Origin of the sequence: Myxococcus sp. AB025B, from assembly GCF_006518215.1 — a bacterium.
Classification (GTDB): Bacteria; Myxococcota; Myxococcia; order Myxococcales; family Myxococcaceae; genus Myxococcus; species Myxococcus fulvus.
Genome location: NZ_SRLW01000290.1, coordinates 1 through 12356, shown reverse-complemented (window position 1 = coordinate 12356; position 12356 = coordinate 1). Strand labels below are relative to the sequence as shown.

Genomic DNA, 12356 nt, shown 5'->3' with positions numbered 1-12356 from the left:
GGTGGAGGCGGCGGCGGAGGGGGGGCCTTGACGAGGTTGAGCACCACGTCGATGGGCTCCTCCGTCTCGAGGACCATGGGCTTCACGAACAACACCAGCGCGGCCACGACTCCGACGTGGACCGCGACGGAGAAGGCGGCGAAGCCGAGGATGCGTGAGGAATGAGGGTCGGTCTGCTGCGCGAACATGCCGGGGCACGCCTTACCACAAGCCCGACAAGAGTCGTCGGAATGTAATCCTGCTGCATCAGCAGAATCGTGTGAGTGTCATGGAGACGGCACGCAACTGATACCTCTGGACCGGCCACTCGTGCTAGAGGGCCGCCACCTCGTCCCCATCCCCAGAGGTATTTTCCGTGCAGACACAAATGAAGTGCGCGCTCGGGCTCGTGGCAGCCCTGAGTGTGTCCTGTGGTGAGTCGACCGATGAGGTCGGCGACCGTTACCAGGGCGTCATCGATGCCTCGACGCTCGACACCAAGTTCCGGCCGACCAGCGGCAACTACCGGCCCACGACGGCCCGGGTGCGGGGCACCAACGTGCCCTTCTACAACCTGGGACAGGTCGCCACCGAGCGCAAGGACGACCGGGGCGTCATCACCAACGCGGGCGTCCCCGTGGACGCGGACGGCCGGCCGTACGTGCCCGCCGCGCGCGCGGTGAACACCTCCTATGAGTTCGCCGAGGGCTGTGTCACCGGCAAGGCGGACTTCGACGTCCGCACCGACAACTACCCGGAGACGGTGCAGTGGCCCGTCTTCACGAACCTGCCGCTGACCGTCACGGGCAACACGACGCCGCCGGTGGTCCCGCTGGTGAAGGTGACGCGCTGGAACGGCACGTCCTCCGAGCAGTGCAACGCCATCAAGGACGCGGCCTCCCTCACCAAGGGGAACTTCGGCGGCGGCGCGGGCGACACGACGATTGCGCTGCGCGCCATCATCGACGTGTCCGCGAACCTCAACCCGCTGCGCGCCGACTCCGCCTTCACGTCCCAGGGCGGCTGGTACCGCGGCCTGCAGCTGGCGTACCTGGACGGCGGCGAAATCCCCGTGGATGACCAGGGCAACCTGAAGGTGATGGACGGCGTGCTGGTGAGCCCGCCGACGGGCGCGCCCACGTCGGAGACGCCCGTGTACCTGTTCTCCGCGCTCCCGGGCGACGAGGGCTGGTCCCCGGTGGTGCGCCTGCGCACCTTCACCGCGACCACCGCGAAGCCCGCCTCCAGCTACACCGGCCTGTGCACGGACGTGTGCGCTGAGACGGAGCTGAACATCAGCACCCTCACCCGGTACTCCGGCGTGCTCTTCGCCGTCGGGAGCTCCCTGTGAGCGCCCCTTCCCCTGTCCCGAGCCCCTCCATGAAGACGCTTGTTTGCCGTGCCGGTGGCGCGCTCGCGCTGCTGCTGCTCGCGCTGGTCGCGAGCCTCCCTTCCCCCGCGCTCGCCGCCGGCCAGAACTACGGCCGCATGGCCGGCTATGTGTATGACCCGACGGGCGCGCCGCTCGCCGAAGTGCCGCTCACCGTCACGGGCCCCGCGCTGCAGCAGCCCCAGTCGCGCACCAGCGGCGAGGACGGCCGCTTCGAGTTCGACACCCTGCCCCCGGGCGAGGGCTACGTCCTCGAGGTGAACGTCCCGGGCTTCGCCCCCATCAAGAAGGCGGGCATCACCGTCCTGCTGGGCCAGGCGACGCAGGTGGACGTGAAGCTGGAGGTGTTCACCGAGCAGGCGGCGGTGGCCACCTACGAAATCGTGGAGAAGGTCAACCCCATCATCAACCCGGACTCCGCGCAGATGGGCGCGGTGATGACGGCGGAGAAGGCGGCCACCTCGCCCGTCTTCACCCAGGTGCAGGCCATGCCGCAGCTGGTCGCCGGCGTGGGCAACGGCAACGCGCCCAGCCTGCGCGCCGGCCTGTCGCGCTACGGCAAGTTCTTCATCGACGGCATGGACACGTCCGACGTGGTGGACGGCAGCATCAGCTCGCCGATGAGCTTCTACGCGGTGGAGAACTTCGAGGTCATGACCGGCGGTCTGGACGCGCAGTACAACTCGCTGGGCCTCATCCAGAACGTCGTCAGCAAGAGCGGCTCCAACAAGTTCACCTACGACGTGACGATGATTCTGTCGCCGGCGTGGGCCAACGCGAAGTACCGGGGCGCGGCCAACCAGAACCCCAACGTGGCCAACTACACCCAGAACGAGGTGCCGCTGTCCGAGACGGCCTTCTACAGCCCGCTGGTGGGCGTGGGCGGCCCCATCATCAAGGACAAGCTGTGGTTCTACGTCTCCGGTCAGTGGAACTTCTCCAAGCGCGACACGCCGCTGGGCGAGGAGAGCCGCACGTCCGACACCCAGACGCGCCTGGCCCGCCTGAAGCTCACCTGGCAGCCCACGACGAAGGACCGCCTGTCCCTGGCGTTCAACTACGACAACAACACCATCACCAACCAGGTCTCCTCCACCTTCGCCAGCCCCGAGGCGGAGACGCAGATCGACCGCGGCGGCTTCTTCGCCATCGTCAACTACGACCGCAACATCTCCGACAACGTCCTCTTCCAGCTCCAGACGGGCCTCACCTACAAGGACATCTGGAACGGGCCGATGAACGAGGACTCGCAGGACATCGCCCACATCTACAACAGCACCACGTACCGCAACGCCGGCGCGCTGCGCAACGAGGTGGGCAACCTGGTCACCGAGAAGCGCATGCGCTACCAGTTCGACCCGACGCTGCTCTTCAAGGTGAAGAACCACCAGATGAAGGCGGGCTTCCAGTTGAGCTACCTGAGCGGCGACAAGACGGCGCAGGTGATTGGCAACCAGCGCTTCAACGACCGCAACGGCGAGTGCAACCCGGACGACCCGGAGACGTTCGCCTTCTGCAACGAGCGCATCGACTTCTACAACAGCGAGGGCGTGCGCGGCCCGCTGACCACCGAGGCCGGGACGCTCATCTCCGGCGCGTTCTTCCAGGACCGCTGGAACGTCAACCGCTACCTGACGCTGGTAGCGGGTCTGCGCGCAGACGTGGGCCGGCTGTACGGTGACAACAACCAGTTCATCACCAACCTGGTGGGCATCGGCCCGCGCCTGTCCGCGACGGTGGACCCGTTCGGCAACCGCACCACGCTCATCAAGGCGCACTACGGTCGCTCCAACGAAGTGGGCGACGTGTTCATCGCGCAGCACGCCAACCCGGAGCTGCTCCAGGTGCGCTCCACGTTCGCCAACGGCGCGTTCGCGGACTGTACGCCGGACACCGTCGGCAACCCGCAGTGCAGCGTGGCGGGCGGGGCGTCGGGCCGCTTCTTCGACAAGACCAACCACACGCCGCCGCACGTGGACGAGCTGGCGCTCGGCCTGCACCACGCCATCAACGAGGGCGCGGTCATCGGCATGGACCTCACCTACCGCAAGTACTCCAACATGTGGGTGGACGAGGAGATCAACCGCATCTGGGACCCGTCCGGCACGCGCGTGGTGGACTACGCGGACGGCATCAACCACACGGTGGTGAAGATCCACAACCCGGACGACGCGTGGCGCGACTACCGCGGCATGGACCTGTGGGCGCAGGGCCGCACGGGCCCGTGGGACCTGCTGGCCAGCTACACCCTGGGGTTCAGCAACGGCACGGTGGGTGACTACTTCGACGGCTACGGCGCCAACCCGCGCTTCAAGCACTTCTTCGAGGGCCCGTCCCCCGAGGACATCCGCCACACGATCAAGGGCGCCATCGGGTACACCACCCAGTTCGGCCTCGACTTCGGCGTGCGCTTCAACTACCGCACGGGCGCGCCCATGTGGATGTTCCAGGAAGGCTCCGTGGACCGTCAGCGCGTGGTGCGCTCGGACCGCGGCACCGGTCACTCGTACAACACCAGCACGGGCATCCCGGACTTCAATGACCCGGCGGCCATCTCCGAGCTGCGTCAGCCGAGCCAGTTCCTGTTCGACGTCCAGGCCCGGTACGACCTGAACCGCGTCATCAAGACGAAGGAGACGAAGATGGAGCTCACGCTCATCTTCTTCAACGTCCTCAACAACAGCGACGTGACCTTCGTGCAGGAACAGTGGCGCGCCAACAACAACCGGTTCGGCACCGCCACGGGCCGCCGCAGCCCGATGCAGGCCGAGCTGCTCTTGCGCGTGCGCAACTAGCCACATCGCCGCACCACACAGGCCCTCGCTTCCATGCTGGGAGGCGAGGGCCCTTGAATCAGACGGGGCCGCGTTCTAGAGGGGCGTGTGACTTCCGCCCTCCGTCCGCTCCGCCTCGGGCTCCTGTCGGCCCTCGTCGTCTCCTGCGCCTCGCATCCGCCAGCGCCGGAGGCTCCACCCACGGCCCCCGCCGCCGTCAAGGCCGCGCCCGAGCCGGTGCGCCTGAGCGTGGTGGGCACCAATGACTTGCACGGCTGGGTGATGCCGTCGCGCGGGAGTCTGGCGGACGGCACGGCCGTGGAGCAGGGCGGGCTCGCCACGTTCGCGGGCTACCTGTCCATCCTGCGCGCGGAGAACCCGGACGGGGTGCTGCTGCTGGATGGCGGCGATTTGTTCCAGGGCACGCTCGCGTCCAACCTGACCGAGGGCGCGGTGGTCATCGACGCGATGAACACGCTCGGGTACGTCGCCTCCGCGCTGGGCAACCACGAGTTCGACTACGGCCCGGTGGGGCCGCGCTCGGTGGCGATGGAGGGGGATGACCCGTTCGGCGCGCTCAAGGCGCGCATCACCCAGGCGCGCTTCCCGATTCTCGGGGTGAACGTCACCGACGCGCAGACGGGCGTGAGCCCCACGTGGCTGGGCAACACGGGCACGCTGCTGGTGGAGCGGCGCGGGGTGAAGGTGGGCATCGTGGGGCTGGCGACGCCGCACACGCCGGAGGTCACCAACCCCGTGAATGTGGCGAGCCTGCGCTTCGCGCCGCTGGCGTCCTCGGCGCTCGCCGCGGCCACCGACTTGCGCGCGCGCGGGGCGGAGGTGGTCATCGCGATTGCCCACGCGGGCGCGGTGTGCAAGCGGCAGGACGACCCTCGGGACATCTCGTCGTGTGACAGGGGCGACAGCGAAATCATCGAGATGCTGGAGGCCCTGCCGGAGGGCACGCTGGACGCGGTGGTGGCCGGGCACACGCATCAGCCGGTGGGGCACTTCGTCCGGGGCACGCCGGTCATCGAGACCTCGGGCCGGGGCCGGGCGTTCGGCCTGGTGGAGCTGTTCGTGGACCCGACGACGCGCAAGGTGCTGCCCGAGCGCACGACGCTGCAGGGCTCCGTGCCGGTGTGCGAGCGGGTGGAGGCGACGCTCAAGACGTGTGACGAGCGCAAGCTGAAGGACCGCAACAAGGTGGAGCTGGTGCCGGCGACGTTCCGTGGGAAGCCGGTGGTGGCGGACGCGGCGCTGGGGACGCAGCTGGCAGGGGCGCTCGCGAAGGTGGAGGAGATGCAGAAGCGCCCGCTGGGCGTCAACGTGCCGGCGAAGCTGACGCGCGACTACGACGCGGAGAGCCCGCTGGGCAACGTGCTGGCGGACGCGCTGAACCAGTTGGGCATGACGGGCATCGCCGTCATCAACAGCGGCGGGCTGCGCGCGGACCTGCCCGCGGGCGAGCTGACGTACGGGGCCGTCTTCGAGGTGCTCCCGTTCGACAACACGCTCTCGGTCGTCACCCTCACCGGGGCCCAGCTGACGAAGCTCCTGGAGGGGGCCTACTCGCGCAAGGGAGGGACGCTCCAGGTGGCGGGGCTGAAGGTGAACCTGGAGCAGTGCAACGGCGTGACGCGGATGGTCTCCGTCACGAAGGCGAACGGGAAGCCCCTCGAGCCCAACAAGCTCTTCCAGGTGGCCATGCCGGACTTCCTCGCGCGGGGTGGCAGCGGGATGGACGAGGTGCTCAAGACGCTGCCGCCCGGGAGCGTCAACCTGGGCGAGCAGCAGGCGCTGACGCTGCGCGACGCGCTCGTGGAGCACTGGAGGAAGCGGGGCAAGCCGCTGGTGGCGCCGACGCCCGGACGCATCCTGCGTCAGCGCGCGGCGACGGGCTGCGCCGTGAAGGCCTCGGGTCGGGACTGAGGTCGTGAGGCAGGGCGCCGCGACGTCGGCGGCGCCCGAGGTCTTCGTCGCCGAGTCGGGCCACATGGACCTCGACGCCGCCCACCTCCGCGAGGCCATGAAGACAGGCTCCCCCCCAGGGCCAGGAGCTGACGGACGTCTACCTCGCGCTCGTGCCCGGAGCCACCCTCAAGGACGTCCCCTCTGCCCTCGTCGCCATGGCGCGCCACCTCCAGGAGCGCGAGGCCGCCCGGAGCGAGGGCCGCCTCCTCCATCTCCAACACCCTGTGCGGTGACGCCTGCGCGGGCCCGTACTCCACCGCCTCGCAGTGGGCCACCCAGACCCTCGGCACCCAGACGTGCCTGGGCGCCTACGCCGACTGGTGCCTCTACTACGTCGACCAGAACTTCAACCGCTGCGGCGGGTGAGCTGTCTCGATGAAGCCCAGGCCCCTCCCAGGTGCCTGGGCGCCCCTGGCAATCCCCTACCCCTCGCGCAACCCCACCACCTCGCCGTAGCCGCCGGGGATGAAGAACTGGTGCGTCTGCATGCCCATGATGCGCAGGGCCGTGGTGACGACGTCCGCGGAGCGGGGCACGCGCTTCTGCGTCTGTCCCGTCTCCTCGATGATGTCCACCGGGGTGCCGAGCCCGCGCGTCGTGTACGTGCCCACCTGCCGGTTGTGCGCCACGTTGCCACCGGCGAAGACCACCGAGGTGTACGGGTGGTGGTCGTCCGGCAGGCTGTAGCTGCCGTCGTTCGAGCGTGACGCCCAGCTCCGCCCGAACTCGCTCATCACCAGCACCAGCGTGTCGTCGAGCAGCGTCTTGCCCGGCTTGCCCGGGGCGGGCGTGGCCTTCATCTCGCCCAGGAAGCGCGCCACGCAGTCCATCAACCCGCGGCCATGCGCGCAGCTGTAGGCATGCCCGCCGCCGTTGTGCGTGTCGAAGTCGAGCCTGAGCGACACGTGCACCGACGTGGCCAGGTCCGACTTGAGCAGGCGCAGCGCCATGTCCATCCGCGGGTCCAACCCCACCAGGTGGAAGTTCGCGTTGCCGAACGTGTACGTGAAGGACTCGCTCAGATAGCTGGACAGGTACGAGGGCCGGTTCGTCTTCAGCGCGTCGATGCCCTTGGTCTTCTCCAGCACCGACACCACGTCCGTCGCCAGCACGCGCGAGACGCTGTTGAGCGAGCCGTGCAGGCCCTCCAGGTAGTTGTCCACCTTCGCCGTCGAGCGGCCCAGCCGGGGCCTGGCCTGCCCCAGCGAGTAGCGCTCCACCGTGGTCGTCTTCAGCTGGGCCCCGGTGGGCTCGCCCTTCGCGTTCAGCTCCGGCCCCTCGGTGCGCGCCTCCAGCCCGTTCCACCAGGCATTGTCCGCCGCCTTGCCGGAGAGCATCGGCTTGAGCGCGTCGATGGACGGCACCCCCACGGGCCCCGCGTGCGACGGCAGGCCCATGCCGGACGGCATGCCACGCTCGCCCGCCACCACCACGAACGGCAGCGGCCGGCTCTCCCGGTGCCGCTCGTACAGGTGGTTGGCGATGACCGAGTGCACCGCCGGCGCCCGGTAGTCCGCGCCCGCCACGCCGCACATCGCGGAGATGAAGGCGCTCGCGTGGTCATTGGTGCCCTGGTCGATGCCGTGCAGCACGCTCAGCTGCTCGTGCAGCGCATAGTGCTGATAGCCATACATCAGCGGGCTGAAGGAGCCGCGGGCTGCGGGGTTCGCCGGGTCCCACGACTGCCAGGTCCGCAAGGGCTTGTACGGGCCGTTGGGGGCCGCCAGGTCCACCACCTTGCTCGCATCGAAGAAGACGGGCTCGCTGCTGAAGCCCGCGGGCGGCGGGACACACAGCGGAATCTCCGCGTCCTCCATCGGCGTGAAGTAGTACGCCGGACGGAAGCCGCCCGGGACATAGAGCACCACGAGCCGCGAGGGGACATCCGCGTCCGCGGCGTGCGCGGTGCCGGAGCCCAGGAGCCCCGCCTTCTCCAGGAGCGCCAGCTGGCTTGCGCCCAGGGCCCACTTGAGCAACGTGCGTCGAGAGGTGTTCAGCATGGGGTCCTCGGCTCAGTACGTAATCCACAGCGGGTGACGGATGAGCGCCGCGCAGGTGCCCACCCAGGCCAGGCGCGTGTTCTGCGCCTCCAGCGGGAGGTAGACCTGCTCGTACAGCTCCTTCAGCTCCGCGTCCGTGGGCGGCTGCCCCAGCATGCGGAGGTAGAGGTTGCGCAGGTTCTTCCGCACCGCGTCCGGGCTCTTGGTGGACGTGTCCGCGAGCGTCACGTAGCGCAGCACCGCCTTGTTGTTCTGCTTGTCCACCGCGCGCCCGCACCAGGCCTGGGACATCTGCACCAGCGCCTGACCGGCGGAGGGGCCGAACATCGGGTTCTTCTTGCGGTACTCCAGGGAGTTGCCGCCGCCCAGGGCCTCGTAGCGCTCCGGCGCGCGCGAGTCGGAGACGTACTCGCCGGAGATGCCGGGGGCCCAGTCCCCGGGCCACACGAAGAACTTGTTCCAGTTCACCACGTAGGCCCGGTTGCGCCAGTCGGGGTTGCTCGTGCTCACGAAGTCCTCGAGCGTCAGGCCCAGCTGGTCCATCAGGCTCACCACCATCTCGTCCGCGGCCAGCCGGCGGACCTGGAACTCCTTGGGGGACGGCGTGTCCATCGGCTCGGGCGGCGCCTTCAGGTCCCGAATCCAGTCCTCCACCTGGGCGATGGTCATGGTGACGCGGCCATTGGCGACCAGCTGCTCGTAGGGCTGGCCCGGCGGCATCTGCGCGTAGCTGCCCGGGGCGTTGCCCTTGAGCATCTTGATGAGCAGGCTGCCCTCCGGGTCGCCGCGCTTCACGAAGCGCTCGTCGTAGACCAGCCCGCTCTCGAACGCGGCGAGCGAGGCGAAGAAGGGCTTGTTGCCGTTGACGTGGCAGCCCTCGCACGCGGGCGCGAGCGCGAGGCGGACCGCGTCGTTGTCGCTCGCCGCGGCGCAGGTCCCCGAGTCCGGCTCATCCGAGCTGCCCTGCCGGTATGAGCTGTCACCGAAGCAGGCGCCCAGGTTGAGCGCGAGCACCGCCAGCGCGGCGGCGCACACGAAAGAAGTCGGCGTGCGCATCACAGGCCCCTCCGCAGCTCGGACTGCTCGAACAGGTAGCGGATGAAGGGGCGCAGCTTGCGCTCCCCCGCGACGAACTCGCGCGCGAGCTTGTCGATGAAGCCCTTCTCCGTGGCCGGGTTCAGCTCCCGGCCGATGAACATCGCGTAGAGCTTGCGCGCCGCGCAGCGGTCGAACTCACCCGAGCGCACCAGCAGCTTGCCGAAGCCCAGGGGGCCCATGGTGCCGTCGCCGTGCTGCCCCAGCAGCGTGTACGACTCCGGCATCGTGTCCAGCAGCACCGCCTCCGGGTTCGCCTTGAGCTCCTCGGGCGTGACGGGCGTGAGCACCGTGTTGGGCAGGAAGGCGTTTTTCCACCGCTGGCCCGGCGCGTTGCCGGTGTGCGGGTACTTGCCCGACAGCCACTCCGCGGTGACGCGCTGGTTGCCCATGCCGCCGATGAAGGGCCAGGGGACGTAGGAGCTGGGGAACGGCGTGAAGTCCCAGCGTTTGAAGGCGATGGCCGCGGGGTCCAGCGTCTTGTGGCAGTGCAGGCACGTGCCACCCGTGGCCGGGTCGATCTCCAGCGGCGGGAAGTGCACGTCCGCGGGGGGCGGCGAGAAGTTCTGGCAGGCGAAGATTTCCAGGAAGCGCGCCGCCCGGACCCGCTCGCGCGGGAACGAGGACATGGAGCCCATCATCGTGAGCACGCCCGCGGCGGGCAGCCCCAGGGGCGCCTCCGTCGTCGTGCGCGGGTCGAAGCGGTAGGTGCGCTCCATGCCGCCGGAGCGCGACTTGTCGGGCGTGAGCGCCAGGTGGAAGGGCTCGAGCTGCTCCACCACGAACTCCCGCCACGCCTGCGGATCATTCGGCGTGGGGTGCATCGGGTCGCGCGGCTCGTTGCCCACGTCCGGGCGCCACCAGGTGGTGTTCTGGTCCACCACGGCGTTGCCCATCTGCCGGCCGAAGCGGACGTACAGCGCCCGGAGCCAGTTGGTGCCGACGGTGTAGTTGCCGACGACCAGGTCCGACAGCGGGCGGTCATGCCACGCCAGGTGCGCGAACAGGCGCGCGGGCTCCTCGTAGGGGTGGCGACGCTGACCGTTGAGGCTGCCGGTGCCCCCGGACCCGAGGCCCGCGAGCGGCGAGCACCAGATGAGGTTCGGTCCGCAGCCACAGCCCCGGTTCAGCGCCGGATCGTAATAGCCGCCGGAGGCGACGCCGCAGTCCAGCACCTTGCCGGTGCGGGTGTCGGTGACGGTCCTGGTGTCACCGCCCGCCTTGCCCAGCACCTGGACGGTGGTGCCCGGAGCCCACCAGGGCTCGACGGTGTGCACCTCCGGGACGGCGGGGTTGCCGGCGCCATCCTTGTCCTGGCACTGCTGATTCGGGCTGCCGGTCTCGAACTCGTTGACCGCGTAGTACGCGCCCGGGTGCAGGCTGTTGGCGTCACAGCGGTGCAGGTGCCCGGACATGTCGCCCTGGTACGCGTCCCCCTGGGCGCCGGTGGTGTAGGCGCCCACGGTAATCCACTCGTGCCCGAAGCGGACCATGCGCTCGTAGAACTTCGGGGAGGCGAGCACCTCGTCGAGCGTGGAGCGCAGGAGCGTCGCGCGGGCCGCGGGCGTCGCCGCCGCCTCCATGGCCTCGTACTGCTCCAGGGTCGGGGTGGTCCCGGTGAGACCGAGCACGATGCGCCGCAGCACGCGCGTGTCGCTCATCGGGTCTTCGGGAGGGTCCTCCGGGGCCGTCGGCTCGGGCTCACATTGCTGCGCATGCGCGTCGGACACGATGAGCCCGGACATCGCGAACAGCACGCCCGCGAGGACCGCGCTCTTCAGGTGCAGGTGCCAGTGCATGCGTGCGACGGTAGCATCGCTTGTCGCAACGACACACAGCGGAACCCTGTCTGTCATTCAGCGAGAATGAGGGGTGGACTGCCCTCCACACCTGATTGTCTTTCCGCCCCCTCCGGACGTGAGCCGGGCCCCCGCCGAGGTGGACTCCCCACCACACCTGGGGCTCCGGGCCCGCGCTCCCCGGAGTGCGTGGAGGTGTGTCTCGCGCACTCCGAGGGGACGAAGTCGCTACGGCTGGGGGAGCTCGCGGAAGACGAGCAGGCCTCGCGAGGAGCCCGCCGCGTACACATACCCGTCGCCGGGGACGCGGATGCCGAGCAGTCCCTCGAAGGGGCTGTCGGTGCGGTCCGGGTCCGAGTCTCGGAAGGTGTTGTAGTGCGCCACCTGCCGGGGCTTCGTGGGATTGGACACGTCCAGCACGCGCACGCCGTCGTGGTACCAGGCGATGTAGAGCAGGTTGCCGCGCAGGATGATGTTGTGGATGGAAGTGAAGAGCCGGTGGGTACGGAACTCGCCGATCTTCACGATGCGCGAGGGGTCGGTGACGTCGAGCACGCGCAGGCGGGAGTGCTGGAACTCACCGCCCTCGAACGCGAGGGTGCGGCCGGCGAAGGTGCCCACCGCGCTGTGGTGCGCGAAGCTGAAGTCCGGACGGACGTACCCGCCCAGCTCGCGGACGTCGTCCAGGTTCGTGACGTCCATCACGAAGTAGCCGCGATACGATTCGCTGACATAGAGGCGGTTCTCGTACACGAAGGCGTCATGGGGGCCGCCCAGCGTGGCCACCTCCGGCGAGGCGATGATGGTCCGCAGCTCGGGCGCCAGCGGGTCGGAGATGTCGTGCACGAACGTGCCGAGGCTGGGGGCCATGGAGTAGAGCCGGTCGCCTGGGTTTTACGGATGAGATGACCATTCCCCTGAACAGGGGATAGCCTCGGGAGCAAGTCGGACCTCGTCACGTGGCGCGACGCACGCAACGCCTTCCGCCTGCTCGATGAGCTGGGGCAGCTGAGTCACGACACGCTGGCGTGGAGGCATCACCTGGTCACCGGCATGAGCACGCTCGTGGGCGCCCAGGTCGGCATGGCGGCGGAGACTCCGGAAGCAGGGCTCCTGGATGCGTCACGCCACCAGGGCAGCGTGGACACCGGAGGGGCCACCGCCTCCGACCACCGCGTCTGGATGCAGGTGAGTCAGCGCCACGAGGCCGCGCTGGACCCTTCCGACCCGAGCGGCTGGGGCTCAGCCCCTCGACGGTGCATGACGACAGCAAGGCCCTCCACAAGCGGCTGGACGCACGCAACCGCACCGAGCTTCTCGCGAAGGCCCGCGCCCTGCCCCGAGC

At 69.3% G+C, this 12356-nt stretch carries 6 protein-coding genes and 3 pseudogenes; 4 read left to right on the top strand and 5 right to left on the bottom strand.

Features of this window, described 5'->3' with window-relative positions; translation table 11 throughout:
• A pseudogene (locus FL311_RS34280) lies at window positions 1-188 on the bottom strand (PaxA); the annotation flags it as partial.
• A gap of 200 nt (window positions 189-388) precedes the next feature.
• On the opposite strand from FL311_RS34280, the gene FL311_RS34275 reads away from it, so the two are divergent.
• The 3 genes from FL311_RS34275 (at window position 389) to FL311_RS34265 (ending at window position 6075) form a co-directional block, all read left to right on the top strand.
• Entirely contained in the window at window positions 389-1330 is a 942-nt protein-coding gene (locus FL311_RS34275; RefSeq protein ID WP_141331902.1) for a hypothetical protein, read from the top strand.
• Between the two features lie 29 nt (window positions 1331-1359).
• Entirely contained in the window at window positions 1360-4164 is a 2805-nt protein-coding gene (locus FL311_RS34270) for a TonB-dependent receptor (RefSeq protein ID WP_141331901.1), read from the top strand.
• Window positions 4165-4251: 87 nt separating this feature from the next.
• Window positions 4252-6075, top strand: coding sequence for a bifunctional UDP-sugar hydrolase/5'-nucleotidase (locus FL311_RS34265; protein WP_141331900.1), 1824 nt, complete (start codon window positions 4252-4254; stop codon window positions 6073-6075).
• A 464-nt stretch (window positions 6076-6539) separates the two neighbouring features.
• Here the strand turns inward: FL311_RS34265 and FL311_RS44375 are convergent, their stop codons facing one another.
• The 4 genes and pseudogenes from FL311_RS44375 to FL311_RS34245 all read right to left on the bottom strand — a co-directional run.
• Window positions 6540-8117, bottom strand: a complete 1578-nt coding sequence (locus FL311_RS44375) for a DUF1501 domain-containing protein (protein WP_194869472.1) — start codon at window positions 8115-8117, stop codon at window positions 6540-6542.
• A gap of 12 nt (window positions 8118-8129) precedes the next feature.
• Window positions 8130-9173, bottom strand: a complete 1044-nt coding sequence (locus FL311_RS34255; RefSeq protein ID WP_141331899.1) for a hypothetical protein — start codon at window positions 9171-9173, stop codon at window positions 8130-8132.
• Complete coding sequence (locus FL311_RS34250) at window positions 9173-11011, bottom strand: DUF1549 domain-containing protein (protein ID WP_141331898.1); 1839 nt, start codon at window positions 11009-11011, stop codon at window positions 9173-9175. The genes FL311_RS34255 and FL311_RS34250 overlap by 1 nt, the downstream gene beginning before the upstream one ends.
• A 228-nt stretch (window positions 11012-11239) precedes the next feature.
• A pseudogene (locus FL311_RS34245) lies at window positions 11240-11899 on the bottom strand (LVIVD repeat-containing protein); the annotation flags it as partial.
• A 165-nt stretch (window positions 11900-12064) separates the two neighbouring features.
• On the opposite strand from FL311_RS34245, the pseudogene FL311_RS45595 reads away from it, so the two are divergent.
• A pseudogene (locus FL311_RS45595) lies at window positions 12065-12356 on the top strand (hypothetical protein); the annotation flags it as partial.